The 16,752-nt window shown below is 45.6% G+C and carries 17 protein-coding genes; 8 read left to right on the top strand and 9 right to left on the bottom strand.

All coding sequences use genetic code 11. The features are described from left to right. Window positions 1-218: 218 nt before the first annotated feature. The 5 genes from KTE19_RS10030 (at window position 219) to KTE19_RS10010 (ending at window position 4,891) form a co-directional block, all read left to right on the top strand. Window positions 219-617 carry an acetyl-CoA carboxylase biotin carboxyl carrier protein gene (locus tag KTE19_RS10030; protein WP_217164183.1) on the top strand — a complete coding sequence of 133 codons (399 nt, stop codon included), beginning with the start codon at window positions 219-221 and terminating at the stop codon, window positions 615-617. Then, window positions 592-1,971 (top strand): acetyl-CoA carboxylase biotin carboxylase subunit, encoded by a 1,380-nt coding sequence (locus KTE19_RS10025; RefSeq protein ID WP_217164181.1) that lies wholly within the window; start codon window positions 592-594, stop codon window positions 1,969-1,971. The genes KTE19_RS10030 and KTE19_RS10025 overlap by 26 nt, the downstream gene beginning before the upstream one ends. Then, window positions 1,961-2,752: a putative hydro-lyase gene (locus KTE19_RS10020; RefSeq protein ID WP_217164179.1), complete on the top strand. Its 792-nt coding sequence runs from the start codon at window positions 1,961-1,963 to the stop codon at window positions 2,750-2,752. The genes KTE19_RS10025 and KTE19_RS10020 overlap by 11 nt, the downstream gene beginning before the upstream one ends. Before the next feature lie 138 nt (window positions 2,753-2,890). Continuing rightward, entirely contained in the window at window positions 2,891-3,640 is a 750-nt protein-coding gene (locus KTE19_RS10015; RefSeq protein WP_217164177.1) for a LamB/YcsF family protein, read from the top strand. An 18-nt stretch (window positions 3,641-3,658) separates the two neighbouring features. Next, window positions 3,659-4,891 carry an NRAMP family divalent metal transporter gene (locus KTE19_RS10010; RefSeq protein WP_430681880.1) on the top strand — a complete coding sequence of 411 codons (1,233 nt, stop codon included), beginning with the start codon at window positions 3,659-3,661 and terminating at the stop codon, window positions 4,889-4,891. A gap of 139 nt (window positions 4,892-5,030) precedes the next feature. On the opposite strand, the gene KTE19_RS10005 is transcribed toward KTE19_RS10010, so the two are convergent. From KTE19_RS10005 to KTE19_RS09970, 8 genes are all read right to left on the bottom strand, one after another. Next, window positions 5,031-5,363: an AzlD domain-containing protein gene (locus tag KTE19_RS10005; RefSeq protein WP_056983315.1), complete on the bottom strand. Its 333-nt coding sequence runs from the start codon at window positions 5,361-5,363 to the stop codon at window positions 5,031-5,033. A 12-nt stretch (window positions 5,364-5,375) separates the two neighbouring features. Beyond that, on the bottom strand, window positions 5,376-6,155 hold the full coding sequence (locus tag KTE19_RS10000) for an AzlC family ABC transporter permease (RefSeq protein WP_217342205.1): 780 nt from the start codon (window positions 6,153-6,155) through the stop codon (window positions 5,376-5,378). A gap of 123 nt (window positions 6,156-6,278) precedes the next feature. Further along, window positions 6,279-7,541, bottom strand: a complete 1,263-nt coding sequence (locus KTE19_RS09995) for a D-alanyl-D-alanine carboxypeptidase family protein (RefSeq protein WP_217164171.1) — start codon at window positions 7,539-7,541, stop codon at window positions 6,279-6,281. A gap of 11 nt (window positions 7,542-7,552) precedes the next feature. Further along, window positions 7,553-8,722, bottom strand: coding sequence for a sensor histidine kinase (locus KTE19_RS09990; RefSeq protein ID WP_217164169.1), 1,170 nt, complete (start codon window positions 8,720-8,722; stop codon window positions 7,553-7,555). A gap of 18 nt (window positions 8,723-8,740) precedes the next feature. Further along, window positions 8,741-9,430: a response regulator transcription factor CroR gene (croR, locus tag KTE19_RS09985; RefSeq protein ID WP_217164166.1), complete on the bottom strand. Its 690-nt coding sequence runs from the start codon at window positions 9,428-9,430 to the stop codon at window positions 8,741-8,743. Window positions 9,431-9,703: 273 nt separating this feature from the next. Beyond that, window positions 9,704-10,951, bottom strand: coding sequence for an RNA-guided endonuclease InsQ/TnpB family protein (locus KTE19_RS09980; RefSeq protein WP_217342208.1), 1,248 nt, complete (start codon window positions 10,949-10,951; stop codon window positions 9,704-9,706). A gap of 573 nt (window positions 10,952-11,524) precedes the next feature. Next, a complete protein-coding gene (locus tag KTE19_RS09975) occupies window positions 11,525-12,952 on the bottom strand; it encodes a nicotinate phosphoribosyltransferase (RefSeq protein ID WP_217342204.1) in 1,428 nt (475 codons plus the stop codon). 109 nt (window positions 12,953-13,061) lie between these two features. Beyond that, a complete protein-coding gene (locus tag KTE19_RS09970; protein WP_217164162.1) occupies window positions 13,062-13,835 on the bottom strand; it encodes an NrtR DNA-binding winged helix domain-containing protein in 774 nt (257 codons plus the stop codon). Between the two features lie 286 nt (window positions 13,836-14,121). On the opposite strand from KTE19_RS09970, the gene KTE19_RS09965 reads away from it, so the two are divergent. After that, window positions 14,122-14,724 carry a matrixin family metalloprotease gene (locus KTE19_RS09965; RefSeq protein ID WP_289427178.1) on the top strand — a complete coding sequence of 201 codons (603 nt, stop codon included), beginning with the start codon at window positions 14,122-14,124 and terminating at the stop codon, window positions 14,722-14,724. Between the two features lie 187 nt (window positions 14,725-14,911). Here KTE19_RS09965 and KTE19_RS09960 read toward each other — a convergent pair whose 3' ends face one another. Next, complete coding sequence (locus tag KTE19_RS09960) at window positions 14,912-15,658, bottom strand: matrixin family metalloprotease (protein ID WP_347339413.1); 747 nt, start codon at window positions 15,656-15,658, stop codon at window positions 14,912-14,914. 231 nt (window positions 15,659-15,889) lie between these two features. Here KTE19_RS09960 and KTE19_RS09955 point away from each other — a divergent pair, with 231 nt between their 5' ends. Next, entirely contained in the window at window positions 15,890-16,255 is a 366-nt protein-coding gene (locus KTE19_RS09955) for a hypothetical protein (protein WP_217342203.1), read from the top strand. A 167-nt stretch (window positions 16,256-16,422) separates the two neighbouring features. Next, a partial coding sequence (locus KTE19_RS09950; protein WP_217342202.1) for a helix-turn-helix domain-containing protein occupies window positions 16,423-16,752 on the top strand: 330 nt, incomplete at its 3' end.

Below are 16,752 nucleotides of genomic sequence, written 5' to 3'. Positions count from 1 at the left end.
CGTCAATTAACCACCAGTCTGCAAATGGTCGTTTTAGCGTTTTTAGCACTATTACTTAAGAGATTTTAGACAGCTTCTTAGGACAGCTCCTCCAGGCAGCAACCTGCACGTAAGCACCTTTGGCAAAAATCCCAGAATCAGGGATTCCTGCCAAAGGAGACTTACACTCCGACTTCTAACCGCTTGGATCCGCTCACTCATTTTTAGGAGGTGCCACCATGAACATTGAAACGGTTCATGAATTAGCCAAGATTTTAAAAGAGAATCAGTTATCCGAGTTAACGTATCAATCCGGAAACGACCGGGTAAAGCTGAAACGTGCGTTGAACCAGCCAGTCGGGTCAACGTCTCCAGCGGCTCCTGAACCGGCCGCCTCTGACGAACAAAACACCATCAATGCCACGACCATCGGGACCTTTTATTCATCCAAGTCCCCTGACGATCCGCCATTTGTTTCGATTGGCGATCATATCGAGATCGGAGACACGATTGGCATTATTGAAGCAATGAAAGTGATGAATGAAATCAAAGCCGACAAGGCGGGAATCGTTACCCAAATTCTTGCCACGGACGGCCAAGGAGTTGAGTTCGATGAACCACTTATTCAACTCGCATAAACCAATTGAACAATGGCCATTTCATAAGGTCCTCGTTGCCAACCGTGGTGAAATTGCCGTGCGGATCATTCGCGCCTGCCGCCAGTTGGGGCTGCAGACGGTTGCAATCTATTCCACAGCCGACAGAAATGCCTTGCATACCAAACTAGCCGATTCAGCCATCTGTATCGGCCCGGCCAACGCTGCCAACAGTTATTTAAATATCAATAACATTATCACTGCCGCGCAATTAACCGGCGCCGACGCCATTCACCCAGGTTATGGCTTTCTTTCAGAAAACGCCGATTTTGCCCGCGCCTGTGAAGAAAACAATCTGATTTTTATTGGGCCAAGCGCCGATGCGATTTCATTGCTGGGCAATAAGGAACAGGCCAGAGAAACGATGAAACAGGCCGGCATGCCCCTCGTAAAGGGCAGTCCAACCGTCCTGACCGATTCAAAGGAAGCTTTGACTGAAGCCAAAAAGATCGGCTTTCCAATCATGATTAAGGCAAGCGCTGGCGGTGGCGGCAAAGGGATGCGAGTTGTGGAATATCCTGAGCAATTCGAAAGCACGTTTGAACTCTGCCAAGATGAAGCCAGGTCAGCATTCGATGACGACCATATGTATCTGGAGCAATACCTAACGCACCCCCGGCACATTGAAATTCAGTTGATTGCCGATCAAGCTGGCAAGGTGCTGGCAATCGGTGAGCGGGATTGTACAATTCAAGCCAATCACCAGAAGGTCATGGAAGAAGCCCCAGCACCGGCTTTGGACGACGCCACCCGCCAACAAATGTTTTCCACCAGCGAACAGGCCGTTTCCAAGATTCATTACGAAGGCGTTGGTACCGTCGAATTTCTCTACAACGGCCCCGGTGCATTTTACTTCATGGAAATGAACACCCGGATTCAGGTTGAACATCCAATTACCGAACAAACCACCGGCTTGGACCTCATTGATGCCCAATTTCGGGTCGCGGCTGGTGAAACGTTGGTTGACGACCGGCCAACCGTTTCCAACTACGCCCTAGAGTGCCGCATCACGGCGCTGACACCGGGAACCATCACTGGCTTACATTTTCCTGGTGGACTGGGTGTCCGCGTTGACACCGCCCTTTATCAAGGCTATACGGTGCCCCCGAACTACGACGCCATGATCGCCAAACTGATCGTTTTCGGCCCCAATCGCAACGTTGTCTTAAATGAAATGAGAACGATGATCGATGAAACGGTCATTGTCGGCATTTCGACCAATCTGGAAATGCTATCCCAGTTGCTGGCCGAACCAGACTTGATTGAGGAGAAAACCGATGTCAACTGGCTCGACAAACAACTGGCTGAGAAGGAGGAAGATTCTTATGACGACTGATATGACAACTCTATCTCCAGTTGAACTGCGGCATTTAATTCGCAGTGGTGACTTTTTCGGACAGACAAGCGGCCTGTGTCCAGGCTATACCCAGGCAAACCTGGCAATTCTTCCCAAAGATCTCGCGTATGATTTCCTATTGTTTACACAACGAAATCCCCGCCCCTGTCCAGTGCTTGAGGTGAGCGACACCGGTAGCCGCAAGCTACATGAGTTCGCTGACGATATTGATTTGGCCAACGATTTTCCAAAATACCGGATTTACCGCAATGGCAAAGTCGATGCCGAAGTCACATCGGTTGCAGACATTTGGCAAAATGATTTTGTCAGCTTCATCATTGGCTGCAGCTTCTCATTTGAATCGGAACTACTCGCTGCCGGGATTGAAGTTCGAAACATCACCGAAAAAGTGAATGTGCCAATGTTTAATACGAACATCCCGCTAAAATCTGCTGGCCCATTCCACGGCAACATGGTCGTCAGCATGCGTCCCATCCCAGAAACCCAGATTCCAACAGCAGTCCAGGTAACCGGCGCAATGCCAAAAGTTCACGGTGCCCCAATCCAAATCGGGGATCCCGAAACCATCGGCATTTCTGATTTGGCACATCCCGATTATGGCGATCCGGTGACAATTAAAGCTGGCGAACAACCTGTTTTCTGGCCATGTGGCGTCACGCCCCAAAACGTGATTATGCAGACCAAGCCGCCGCTGGTCATTACCCACGCGCCGGGCCACATGCTGGTGACCGACGTTGTCAATGCAACATTAAAATACTAGGACAGCTGTGTAAAGCAGAAACTTCCACCTAAGCGCCTTCTACAAAAATCCCAGAATCGGGGATTTCCGTAGAAGGAGACTTATATTCCAGTTTCTAACCGCTTTGCTCCGCTCACTTATTTTTAGGAGGAATTTCCAATGACAACAATTGATCTCAATAGTGATCTTGGCGAAAGTTATGGCCGCTACCATTTAGGCAACGACGACCAAGTGATTCCACTCATTAGTTCAGCTAACATTGCGTGTGGCTTTCACGCTGGCGATCCTGACGTGATGTATCAAACAGTTGAAATGGCTGAGAAGGCGGGAATCGGTGTCGGTGCCCATCCTGGCTTCCCTGACCTTGATGGCTTTGGCCGCCGGAAAATGGATCTCTCCGCAGCGGCGGTAACCCACATGGTGACCTACCAAATTGCCGCACTGGCCGGCTTTACAAAGACCCACCGACTGCATCATGTCAAACCTCATGGGGCACTTTACAACGCCGCTGGTAAAGACCTGGCACTGGCCACTGCCATTTGTCAGGGTATCAAGGCTGAAGATCCTCATTTAATGGTCTATGCCCTTTCCAACAGTGCCTTAGTTACTGCCGCTCAGAATCTTGGCCTTCCCGTTGCGCAAGAAGTCTTCGCCGACCGAAACTATCAAGTAGACGGCAGCTTAGTTCCAAGAAGTCAGGATAACGCCGTGTTGCACGATCCCGACGAAATTGCCAAACGAACCATCTCCATGATCAAGACCCAATCCGTTGTCGCGGTGACTGGAGAAACCGTCCCAATCAAGGTCGACTCCATCTGTGTCCACGGTGACAACAGTGCAGCTCTTGAAATCGTCAAGCACTTGACACAAGCATTGAAACAAGAAGGAATTGCCATTAAGACCCGTTAATTCGAAAGGAAGATGCTTATGAAAGAGCCTCAAATTGAAACACCCGCAAAGAACAAACGACTACGGAGTGCTGCGTTAGGTGCCGCCTTCTTAATGGCGATGGCCGCCGTTGGTCCTGGATTCTTAACCCAGACCGCCACGTTTACCGGCCAGTTGGGTGCCAACTTTGGATTCGCAATTTTGATTTGTATTATTGTTGACATCGTCGTTCAGTTAAACATCTGGCGAATTATTATCGTTTCAGGAAAACGAGCCCAGGTGATTGCCAATGAGGTGTTTCCAGGCTTAGGATACGTCCTCTCCTTCCTAGTGGCGATGGGTGGCTTGTTCTTTAACATCGGCAATATCGGCGGTGCCGGCTTAGGCCTCAACGTGTTGTTCGGAATCTCACCGGAAAACGGTGCCCTGATCGCCGCGGCAATCGCCATCATTGTGTTGATTATCAAAAATGCGTTAAAAGCCATGGACATCACTGTCCAGATTCTCGCTGTTATCAAAATTGGTATTTTGCTCTATATTCTATCGGTGATGACCGTTCCATACGGCACCGCTGCAGCACATGCATTTGATCCCTCAAACGTCAACTTTTACTCCATCGTAACGATCGTTGGTGGAACCGTTGGTGGCTATATTTCATTCTCAGGTGGTCATCGATTGCTTGAAGGTGGCGCAAAGGGTCCTGGCGCCATTAAATATGTCAACGAAGGTGCCCTGACTGGAATTGGAATTGCCTCAGTCATTCGGGTAATGCTTTTCCTCGCTGGCCTTGCAGTGGTTACCGCAGGTTATAAACTGGACCCAACCAACCCAGCGGCTTCAATTTTCAAGTATGCGGCTGGTAACTTTGGCTATAAATTCTTTGGCCTGCTGTTATTTGCTTCCGGGATGTCATCAACTTTAGGCTCCACCTTTACTTCTACCTCATTCTTGGATTACGCGGTGAGTGATCGGGCCGGGGTGATGTTCAAACGTTACCGAAGCAGCTTTATCATCGGCTTCATCATTATCTCAACCGCTATTTTCTACTTTATCGGCAGCCCTGCTAAAGTCTTAGTTGTTGTGGGGGCCCTCAACGGATTTGTGTTGCCAATCGCCTTGGCAATCTTGCTGCTGGCTTCTCACCGACAACCGATCATGGGTGTGAAATATCATCATCCGGCATGGTTGACCTGGACGGGTTGGATCGTAGTCATTTTCATGGCTTACGCTGGCTTCAGAACAATTTTGGGATTGTTTGGAATCGGCAATTAATTTTCACCAGAAATAAGAATTTCATATTGTCACTTTTAGTTGAAAAATCAAATAAGCCTGTGCCTTCACTCCGTTGAATTCCAACTGAGTAAAGACACAGGCTTATTGATTGATCTATGTATCTTATTTCGTCAAATTTTCACACGACCATCGCCAGCAAAAATACGGCGCCCAATCCAAGCACAACCGAAATGGCCATTGAACGCGTCCAATAAGCAATTCCAATCACGATAACCGCCGCAATCATTTCCGGGGCCCGACCAGCGATTGAAACCACGTAGTCCGGGGTGATAAAAATGTCCTTTACGACCAGTGCAGTAAATAGTGAAACCGGGACATATCTCATCCATTCGTTAAACCAAACGGGAATTTTTCGGGTACGAAAAAATAGTAGGGGAATTAATCGCGGCGCAAAAGCCACGCAAAAACACCCTAATACCAACCAAACATGTTGTGTCGTGTTCCATTCCATACGTTCTAACTCCTACTCATCAACGTCATCAGGTGAGCCAGCCGGGTTCTTGAGGTGCCGCAGCAGGCCACTGTTCGGTAAATATTTTCTGATTGATGCTTCCACCATAAAACCAATAAACGAAGCGACCAAGGTTGAGATGACCAGGCCGAGGGTTGATTTGGTCAGTACCATGAAGTAAGCGGCCAATAACCCGGACAGAATGCAGATCAGAATAATCAACCCATTCTTGAGTTGAACAACGATCATATAAAGGAATAACGCTGTTAGCGCAAAGTGAACAATGGTTAAATCGATGTGAATCGCACTACCAATCAGGCTGCCAATCAGATTACTAATGGTCCAAAACACCAACGTCATATGTTCGACGTGTAAGGCTTCCCTGGGCGTAAACTTCTTATCCGTTGAAAATTTTAAATAATTAAGTGCGTAGTTTTCATCATTCATTGAAGCCGCAAATAAAGCGGTAAATCCAAGCGACTGGCCATGCAAATACTTGGAAAGACTCGATCCCAGCAAGGCATAACGCAGTTCGAGGAAAAACATCATCAAAATAACTGAATACATTGGTGCACTCGTTGCCAGCAGTGACGCAATCAAAAATTGCGCCCCGCCTGAGAACACCATTACTGAAACCATTAAAGTTGTCCACACGTTGAATCCAGAAGCGTTCAGCAAAATTCCACACGCCAAGCCGATTGGAATGTAACTCAAATCTACCGGTAGCGAAGCATCAAGGATTCGACGCCAATATGGAAGCTTCTCTCTAGATTTCGCTATGTCTTTACCCAAAAGGATTCCTCCATCATTAAGCACTCAGGACTGTAAGCCCGTGTAAAAATCATGTAAACACAATCCAGATACAATTATATTGGATATCACCAAATTAATAAACACTTTTAACCAAATGTTTTGCTAAAACAGTCGCAAAATCGCGCGCCATAGGAGAATGAACGGGTTGGCTTTTTTTATCGATTTGTTGGTAACCAATTGAACCTTAGCCTCATCAGCTTGCAAATATTTCGGTAAAACCTGCCCGTAAGTCAATTGAGTCTTGCCGGCAGCCGTCCCCTTCTTGGCCGGGGCAGCAATTTTTTGATTCAAATGGACATATTTTCCCTGAACTTGCTGCTTGGAAATATTTTTCGGCGTCCAGACCCACGTCGTCTGCTTGACAACCGGTTGAACATCGACCTGTTTCCCATCCGGAACAGCCGCTTTGCCAACACCTTTAATTTGGCTTCCTTTGCTTAACGTAATGGGATGCTGATCAGTGAATACGTACCGCATTAACTTAGCGGTTTGAATAAATCTTGCCGGATCGGTCGCGCTCTTGTTACGACTGCCAAGCACCACCGTAATAATTCGGTGATGTTTGCGGGTGGCTGATCCCACGAAACAAGCACCGGCTTTATCGGACGTCCCAGTCTTCAAGCCGTCCACCACAACGCCCTTGGCAATTTGGTGATCGTTAAGCAGCTGGTTGTGACCGGTAATTGCTGTGCCGTAAAAAGTCGAGACCGTCTTTTTGGTAATTTCAGTCACCCTCGGAAAAGCCTTGATTAGTTTGCTGGCTAATAAGGCAACATCGCTGGCGGATAGCTCATTTTCGGCATCCCCGCTCACGTTTGCCAATGCCAGTCCCCCAGTTAGCTTGTTAGTCAGCCCGGAGGCATTATAAAATTTAGCATCCTTGATTCCGATCTGCTTGGCCGTTTGATTCATCAATTTCGCAAATTTCACCGGCGTTCCCGCAACTTTCTGGCCCAACGCCAACGCAGCCGCATTGGCCGAGGCCACCAACGTTGCATTGACTAACTGACGCACAGAGTATGACTTGCCGGCAGTCAATGGCACATTGGTCAGCCCACTAGCGGTGCTCAATTTAGCAAGCGCTGGCGAAATGGTCACCTGGTCATCCCAAGCTAACTTCTTTTGTTTGATTTGCTGATGAACAATGTAAATTGTCATTAGCTTGGATACTGAGGCAATCGGCAGTGCTTGGTGGGCGTTTTTCTGATACAAGATCTGTCCGGTTCTGGCATCAACGGCAATCGCGGCTTTGGCAGCAATCGCCGGTTGATCAGTGACGGAGCTCGCTTGAACGCCGGTCGCAAATCCTGCAGACAGCAAAAAAGTGCCTATTAAGGCAATGATCGCTTTAAATCGTAAGTTCATTTTCATCCCTTCTACCGCGTTCCTTTTAATTTGTCGCTGGGTTTTGAAAGATGATCACCATGATTAATTGGAACGTGAATCGCAAACGTTGTAATTTCAGGGCTCGAAGTTACATTAATGTAGCCGCCGTGCAGATCAATGATGCTCTGCGCAATTGCCAGGCCCAAGCCAGAGCCACCGGTATCTTTGTTTCTGGACTCCTCAACTCGATAAAAGCGCTCAAAAATTTGGTCAAGGGACTTCTGGGGAATTTGTGGCCCATCGTTGGCAACATCAATGACCGCTTCACCGGGTTTGCCGATTCTGGCACTCAAAAAGATGTTGCGGCCACCCTTGCCATACTTAATCGCATTTGAAATCAGGTTGTTAAAGACTCGCCCCAGTTTTTCGGCATCCGCTTCAATGTAGAGGGGCTTTTCGGTATTTTTGGCAGAGATTGCCAGACCACTCTTTTTGGCTTCCAGCTCAAAGCTGGCGACCAGTTGTTCCATCATCTGATTAAGGTCAATCTTATTGATCGATAGTGGCGTCCCGGTCTGTTTGACTTTGGTATACTCAAATAAATTATCCACCAAGGACTTCATTTGTTTGGCTTTCAAATAAGCAATCTCAGTATACTTGAGCAGGTCTTCTTCACTATGGTACTGCTTATCTTGAATCAGGCCAAGATACCCCAAAATCGAGGTTAACGGCGTTCGCAAATCATGGCTGACATTGGTGATCAGCTCATCTTTGGAACTCTCAATCGCCCGCTCCTCGTCCATGGAGTGGATAACACTATCAACCAGCGCATTAATGCTTTCAACAACTGATTGCGTATTGTCTTTGAATTTAAAATTAATTCGATGATCCAAATGGCCGTTGGCAATATAATGAAGCTCGGTAATGATGTGACGCAACTGCATTTGATGGTAGCGCCGAATCAATCGCCAATAAACGACGGCCGCATCGAACACCAACATCAGCGCGATGAAAATGTTCTCCCAGCTCCAGAGATGGTAATGATTCGGACCAATTAAAATCGATCGTTTAATGATAAAAATCCCATCCCGCAGGCCAGGGTTGGTCATAATAGATTGATTAATCAAAATCACAATCGATAAGTTTAATAACAGAAGGAGAATGACCGTTACGATCCCTTCCAAAAATAATTCAGTTTTCTCACGGCCGGTTAGCTTCAACGTAATCCCTCTTTAAAATTAGTGTGATTCGATCTTGTAGCCAACGCCCCAAACAGTTTGGATAACTTTTTCACCGTTAGTCGCTTCTTCAATCTTATCTCGTAAATGACTCACATGGACCATGACTGTCTTAGCGGAAACGATACTTTCCTGTCGCCAAACGCGTTCAAAAATTTCGTCAGCCGAAAAGACCCGGTTGGGATGGCTGGCCAACAAGTACAAAATTCCAAATTCCAAGGCAGTCAATTGAATCAACGTGCCGGTAATCGTTTTAACTTCATGGGAGTCCTTATTAATAGTCAAAGGTCCAATGTCCAAAACGTCTGGGGCATCATTGGTAACGTGTTCCTCGGTCCGCCGCAATAACGACTTCACCCGAGCCATGACTTCCAGTGGATTGAATGGCTTGGTGACGTAATCGTCAGCGCCGCTGATCAAGCCCTGGATTTTATCCATGTCTTCGGTTTTGGCTGACAAGATGATAATCGGAATTTGAGAATCCTTACGAACCTCTTTGATGACTTCAATTCCGCTCATGCCGGGCATCATAATATCCAAAATCATCAATCCAATGTCAGATTCGGTCCGTAGCCGGGTCAAAGCCTCTTTACCACTATAAGCAGAAACTGGCTCGTAGCCTTCATTTCGGATGTAGATTTCAAGCAATTGAGCAATTTCTTTATCATCATCGACAACTAAAATTTTCATGGTTTGTTATACCTCATTCTGATTTAAATTCCAATTTCACATAATTGATAAGCAATTGATGAACGTTAATAATTCACCATAGATTTTACACTTTTTAGAGTCAACCACTCCTGACTAAAGTCAAGAGCTTGTGAGCATTGAAACCTAACGGCTTCACGACCACAATTTGCATAGATACAGCCAGCTTACTTAGACCACCGCAGTGATCTAAGCAGGGACCGGCTAATTACCAATGCCGTTTACGTTCCCAGGTTGCCAGAGGAACGGTCTAGTTTAGACTAATTGAGCTTGACCTTTGGCTAAAACGTTCCGAGCGGCATTATGATCCCGAATATGGTGAGTGCCACAGCGGGGACATTGCCATTGACGATCCGCGAGGGTTAACTTTTCGGTACCTTGCGTCCCCATCACGAAGCGACATTGATTACACATCTGCGTCGTGTTTTTCGGATTCACGGTCACAAACGTTATTCCATACAGATCCGCTTTATAACTCAGCATCCCAAGAAAAGTCCGCCAGCCGACATCGGCAATGCTCATGGCTAAGGCATGATTGCGTAACAGATTTTTACTCCGGAGCTCCTCGGCAACGACCAGATCGTGGCTTTTGATGAGTGTCGTTGAAAGTTGCTGGAGAAAGTGCTGCCGTTGGCGGCGAACTTGATTATGGAGTTTTGCGACTAATTGCCGTTGCTGTTGATAATTTTTGGCTGTCCACAATGACCGGTGTTCTTTCTTAGCGCGCATTTGACGGCGGGACAGCTTCCGCTGTTCTCGGGCTAATTTAGCTTTAATCGTCCGGTAATACCGCGGGTTGGCAATGACGTCACCGTCACTCGTTGTCAGAAAATTTTCGGTATTTAAGTCAATCCCCACGGCCTGATGTGGAATTAGCACCGGTTCAACAAATGGTTTTTTTGAGCCTAATTGCATGGATAAAAAGAAGCGGTCAGCCGCATCTTTAGCGATCGTCACCGTCCCAATCCGAATTGCTTGCGTCTCATCGCGCTTCAATAGTCGCTGATGAGCGCCGCTTATCCGCAACCGGCCAAGCTTTGGTACCTGAACATGTTTTGCATCCAAGAACCGCACGGTTCCATTGGTCATCTGAGCCGATTTTTGCCCAGGGTACTGACAATTGGTTTGGTATTTCCATGCATAACTTTTACGGTGAAAGTTGGGCACCCCGGCGGTGTGCACTTGACGAAAAGCCTGCCAGGCTTTTCGATAATTCTGAATGGCATTGGTCTTGGTCAAGCTATCAATCCGGGGGTCGGCTAAAAACTGATAGTGGTTAGATAGCTGTTTGGCATTTTGGCGAGCTTCCAGCTGCTGAATGCGATTTTGCACCAACTCAACAGGTAATTTAACTCGTTTTAGTTGATAAAGTTCGCGGTTACTGGCCACCATCTGATTGTAGATAAACCGGCTAGCATCACTATTCACCTTGATGATTTGCTTCTGTCGATCACTGGGGTAAATTCGAATCTTCAACCCATAATGATAGTCCAGCTTGGCCATCGATACGACGGTTCTCACCTCGCTTCATATTTCCATACTACGATTATATCATGCGCAAACGTGAGCGTGGTGCCAGATAGCCCGTAATCAAGTATGATCCGCTGGGACGCACCTTTGGTCAAATAGGGTTTACATGAATACTTTAGGGAATCTGAGCTGCAAAGTGATTGAAAATCTATCGATAATCAATCCACTAAATTGGTCACCGCAGGTGACCAGCAGAGGCATTCATCTGCCTGAATAAATTCAGGAGATTTCTGCCTTAATTTTCATTAAAGGACAACTTACTGGTAATTATACTGTGTAGCCGCCGTTTTCCCAATGCAAATCAGAATATCAAGATAAACTTAAATGTTCCTTAAAAAGTGCGCGAGTCCAAGCGGTTAGCAATCGAAGCATAAGTCTCCTAATCCAGAAATCCCGGTTCTGGGGATTTTTGGATTAGGTGCTTATGTGCAGATTGCTGCTTGGAGGAGCGGTCCTAGAAAAAGTGCGCGGAACCAAGCGGTTAATAACCGGAGTGTAACAAAAAAAACCACCAACCCAAAGTCAGTGGCTCAAACAATCGCTAGTCTACTTTCCCTCTGCCTCCAACAACTTCTCCTGCATCTGATCCAATGCATGGGTTACATACACAGGGAATTCATCGGGATTAACCAATCGTTGAGTGGCGGAAGGCAATTCACTTAATAACACTTTACTATGCTTTTGAATCTCGAAAACGTCCGGTAATTCTGCCTTGAGTTTTTCACCCTCTAAGACGGCTTCTTGAAGAGGGACCGCATCAAAATCCGTGAGGAACTGATCTCGTTTTGTGACCAATGGATTAGCCTTCACGACATCCAATTGGTCATTCAACTTTTCATCTTTCAATGCAATCACATCGGCAAAGGCCTGCTTAGTCCCATGGTGATATAATCGATAAACCTGTTTCAAGCCTGGCAGGGTCACCTTTTCGCGACTGGCACTCACTTTAATCTTCGGAACGAGTTTGCCGCCATCTGAAACGGCAGCCAATTTATAAACCCCACTTAAAACAGGCGATGACGCACTAGTGATCAAATTTTCCCCAATTCCGAAATTATCCAGTGGCGCCCCTTCATTCAGCAAGGACATCACAACGTGTTCGTCCAACGCGTTTGAAGCGGTAATCTTCACTTCTGGGAGACCGGCATCATCGAGGAGCTTGCGGGCACCACGAGCTAGTTGGGTAATATCACCTGAATCAATTCGGATGCCAACCGGTTTGTGACCACTTGCTTTGAGCTTTTTAAATACTTTAATCGCATTTGGAACCCCGGACTTCAAGACGTCGTAGGTATCAACCAATAGTGCCGCGGTATCCGGATAAACGTCAGCCCATTTTTCAAAGGCGGTCAACTCATCCGGGAAAGCTTCAATCCAGGCATGGGCCATGGTGCCGGCAGCTGGAATGCCAAACTTCTTAGCGGCCAAAACGTTGGACGTGCTGGAGCAGCCGCCAATCACAGCTGCCCGGGCACCATACGTTGCACTGCTTGGGCCCTGAGCTCTACGGGCACCGAACTCCATCACCGGTCGTTTGCCAGCAGCATACGTGATTCGACGAGCTTTAGTGGCAATCAGTGATTGATGGTTCATCAAGTTGAGAACCATCGTTTCAAACAACTGAGTCTGCAGCAGCGGTCCGCGGATTGTCAGTAGTGGTTCTCGCGGAAAAACTGGCGTGCCTTCAGGGATAGCCGATACCTGACAGTCAAAATGAAAATTCTTCAAATACTCCAAGAAGTCTTCTTTGAACAATCCCAAGGAACGTAGGTAATTGATATCACTTTGGTCAAAATGGAAGTTGCGCAACCCTTCGACAACCTGTTGGAGGCCGGCGACCACGACAAAACTCCCCTTATCTGGTACCTTGCGAAAGAAGACATCAAAGACCCCTTCTTCGTCAGGAATCGTTTGTTGGTAACCATTTGCCATCGAAAGTTCATACAAGTCGGTTAACATTGATAAATTATCCATAAGTCATCCTTCTTTTTAATTCGCTAAATTTAAGTAAAATTAACTTTTATTAGCCTAAATAAAAGTATTCAAAACTTTTATTATACCCTAACGCCATTTGCCGATTAATTCAAGCCCCAATGTAGGCCAGCTTGTATAAACGGGCTGGGCGACCAGGTCGTTTCGCAGCCGTTGTGCCAATATCGGTAAATAACTTTCGATGGCTCTTCTTAAAATTCGAATTATCAATCTGATTAACGGGGGTTTTTAAAAATGGCGAATATACAAGCCGGGCATCTTTCAACGTGAATGTTGCCCCCAGCACCAGCAAAATATTGGGCTGGTAATCAAGCTTGTTGCGGATTCGATCACAAGCAATTTTGAGGATCCATTCATGATCGTAGGCCAGATGCTGGTCCGGATGCGCCTGGTTGGCCGCAAATTGTTCATAGTAGGTCGTTTCGCTGACATCTTTGGCGGTTTCAAAGGAGCGATCACCATTTGAAAACCGGTATCGCTGTTCGGTATACCCCATCGCAAACCAACGGGCATCTGCGGCCCCGTAACCTGCCTTAAGTTCTGGCTTATCGGGTAAAAAAGTCATATATGCCAAGGACAATGCCCGGGAACCCGGAGTCCGCAGCTTATTAGTAAAAGTTGCCAGCTGCTCAGTATGGCTGTCCGATAATTCCATGCCAATTTTTTCTTTTACCAATCGTAACGCCGCATCATCAGCACTTTCTTGGAATCTCATAAATGTTTCTGGCAACGCCCAAAAATCTTTGTATGGCGCATTATCCCGCTTGACTAATAAAATGTTCACCTGATTGGTTACATGATCAAAGCTCCAGATGATATTAGTGATATTGATATAGGGTTGTTCAAGAACGTTCGTAGTCGCCACCGGAATTCTTCCTCCATTAATTAAAGATTATATATAACAAATATAGAACACTTTCACAAAATAACCAAGCAACATTAAAACATTTTACCTACAATACCGTTTATAATCGGCATCACTTATTAAATCAGCTTCTCCATGGTTACGGATTTCTAGAAACCTAATTCATTGTTTATCAAACTTCTTCAGATTATAATAACAATAGAATGAAATGGTTATATTGATAAGTTTCTATTTATCTCAATCAAGCTATTTTCATTGGTTTGATTAGCCAAAGGAAGTGCTCATTGTGCTCAAAAAATTCATTAAAATTAGCGGTTCAATCGTCATCATAACCACATTACTAATTGTCACTTCATTGGCCGTTTCTGCTGCCGAAATAACCCCCCATGGCACTGCCCGTTGGGAATCGGCAACCGCCACAATTAACACCTCGAACAATTCGGCTAAATATCAAAAAATTTGGAATAAGGCCGTTACAGCGTGGAATCAAACCGGGGTATTTGAATTTGTCCTCACATCCGATTCAAGTGCTCAAATCAACACCTCTACAAATACAAGCTTGAGCGGCAGCTATACGGGAATGACCTACATCACAACCGGTAGCGATGGTTATATGCAATCAGTTACCAGTGAACTGAACCCCCAAACGTTGGCTGCATATGATTACTCGACGGCTGAAAAGGTTAATGTCGCCGAACACGAACTAGGTCACGCACTTGGCCTTCTCCACAATCCCAACCGGGCCAGCGTGATGTTTGCTGCCAATCGTTATTATAGTATTCAAAAAGTCGATACTCAAAGCGTTCAACAACTATATGCAACTCAAATGGATCAAGTTTCGATGCGGAATAAGAAAATTATCTTTAGAGATCCAGTAAACGTTAAGTGAGTGATCAGCTGGATTGGAAAAGAGAAATTTGGAACTTAGCCGATTTCACACTATTCAGACCAAAAAGCAATGCATTCCAAAACCAAGCATTGCTTTTTTACTTAAATTCTGAGATCAAATTGCCTCAGGATAGCTTCTGCAATTAACAGTTGTCTGGAAGTCTGATTGCTCTCGCTGTTCCAGTCTTTTAGACACTATTAATAGATGCTAATTTCTCCAATAGCGCTTGTTCACCCTGTAAGCATTCCACCAGGCTCAGCTCCGCTTCAGATTCCAATGGCGTATATTCGAAAGTCGAAAACGACAGTGAATCAAAGTGATCAAACACTGTCTTCGATTGAATATCAATGGCCGGATCCAGGAAAGTTCCGCTGCGACTGGGTAATTTAACCATCTTGGATTGAGCACCATAGAACCGGTTCACCCCTTCAATATCTACTCGCTGAATACTATAATAGCGGTTGGTCGGATACATGACACTAGCTCGATTTGAATTGTGATTCAATCCAATCGCGTGACCCAATTCATGCTCAGCAACGTTGACCATTTCACTAGTCGAATACTTGAAAACTTTAAACGTGACCGGATTAATTTCTGTGTCGACGTAGCTGAGATATCCCTGTTTGTTGACGACGATATACGCCATACCTGCATAATCGGCACTAAGTTTGGTGTCAGTTGTGGATGTCACCATCGCTTTTGACTTCGTCAGCACAAAAGTGAAAGCACCGGTTCGGTTCCATGCCTGAACTGCCCGCTCCCAAATGTGTTTGTACTGAGTCGAGTTATGCGAGATATTGATAGTAGCAGTAGCGGTTGGAAATCGAGCCGTTCCGTGGGGAGTAATCGGTGCTGCAGCAGAAACCGATAAGCAAAAATAACCTACCATCATCAATAAAAATGCTTGCATCATTACCATGATCCTTTTGAGCACCCTCAATACCTCCCCAAGTCCTTTACACCTTAATCGAAACAACCTAAATTCGATTATATTATATGATAAATGTATTATGTTTTCGAGAGAATATATGCTAAATGATTTTTAATTAGTGACTTAAGCTGATAAATGGGGTTAGTGATTGATCGGTTCTCGTCTATTGAGTCAGTTGGATATCATGATGTTATACTATTTTTGGGAATGATTTTAAGAAAGGACGGAACTGCTATGACCTACAAAGATCGCAACAGTATTCAATTAATGATCGTGACCCTCATGATATCTATGGGGATCACCGTTGCTTTTAAAACAACTCCAGTTGATGCTGAGTCAGCCAGTCGCTCAACAATCCAGATAACTCGTCTTCAGAAGAGCAACGTCTTCGTGAGTAATGACGCAAATATTTATAATAACCTTCACTTCAGCAAAATCGTGTATCATGTCGATCACAACGCCGACTATTTACCAGTAATTTCTATTAAACGAGCAGTTATCAAAGAATCCCAGCATCAGAGCAGCTATATTTATGTCATCAGCACTCAACACAACGTGCGCGGCTGGGTTGACGCTCATAAGGTTGCCGGTAGTTGTTAAAATTGGCAGCTTAAATGTTAATCAGGATCCCCTTATATGCTAGACCAGTCACTGCCTATAAAGTCGGTGAAAAACGGCTGATTGTTGCCATTTAACGAAAAAATGCGATCATTCCAAAATGAACTGAACCCCTTGAATTGGAGAAATCTAATTCAAGGGGTTTTATTATGTTTCCTTATGAAGTTAAAATGGCCGCTATTAAACAGTGGCTGGGTGGTGTATCTATTTCCAGTATTATGAGTCAATATGGGATTCGAGGCAGTGCGACGCTCTATGAATGGGTTAGACTGTTTAACTCCTCCGGAGCTAAGGCACTTCAAGGTAATCTAAAATCACCCAGGACATATCATCCTTATTCGTTTAAAATAGAAGTTATCAAATGGCGTCTAACAAATCATGCCTCATTAACAGCTACCGCTAAGCATTTTAATTTGCGGACACCAAATCTCGTTTGGGAATGGGAAAGGGCTTTGAGAGAAGGACGTTTAAAACCTAGT

It is taken from the genome of Lentilactobacillus dabitei (genome assembly GCF_019061365.1).
In the GTDB taxonomy this organism is placed as follows: Bacteria; Bacillota; Bacilli; order Lactobacillales; family Lactobacillaceae; genus Lentilactobacillus; species Lentilactobacillus dabitei.
The sequence above is the reverse complement of the archived record's forward strand: the minus strand, read 5'-3'. Positions and strand labels throughout refer to the sequence as shown.

Excerpts from the sequence above, each read along its gene's own strand:
- KTE19_RS10030 (WP_217164183.1), top strand. The coding sequence starts at position 219 with ATGAACATTGAAACGGTTCATGAATTAGCCAAGATTTTAAAAGAGAAT.
- KTE19_RS10025 (WP_217164181.1), top strand. The coding sequence starts at position 592 with ATGAACCACTTATTCAACTCGCATAAACCAATTGAACAATGGCCATTT.
- KTE19_RS10020 (WP_217164179.1), top strand. The coding sequence starts at position 1,961 with ATGACGACTGATATGACAACTCTATCTCCAGTTGAACTGCGGCATTTA.
- KTE19_RS10015 (WP_217164177.1), top strand. The coding sequence starts at position 2,891 with ATGACAACAATTGATCTCAATAGTGATCTTGGCGAAAGTTATGGCCGC.
- KTE19_RS10010 (WP_430681880.1), top strand. The coding sequence starts at position 3,659 with ATGAAAGAGCCTCAAATTGAAACACCCGCAAAGAACAAACGACTACGG.
- KTE19_RS10005 (WP_056983315.1), bottom strand. The coding sequence starts at position 5,363 with ATGGAATGGAACACGACACAACATGTTTGGTTGGTATTAGGGTGTTTT.
- KTE19_RS09995 (WP_217164171.1), bottom strand. The coding sequence starts at position 7,541 with ATGAACTTACGATTTAAAGCGATCATTGCCTTAATAGGCACTTTTTTG.
- croR (WP_217164166.1), bottom strand. The coding sequence starts at position 9,430 with ATGAAAATTTTAGTTGTCGATGATGATAAAGAAATTGCTCAATTGCTT.
- KTE19_RS09980 (WP_217342208.1), bottom strand. The coding sequence starts at position 10,951 with ATGGCCAAGCTGGACTATCATTATGGGTTGAAGATTCGAATTTACCCC.
- KTE19_RS09975 (WP_217342204.1), bottom strand. The coding sequence starts at position 12,952 with ATGGATAATTTATCAATGTTAACCGACTTGTATGAACTTTCGATGGCA.
- KTE19_RS09955 (WP_217342203.1), top strand. The coding sequence starts at position 15,890 with ATGACCTACAAAGATCGCAACAGTATTCAATTAATGATCGTGACCCTC.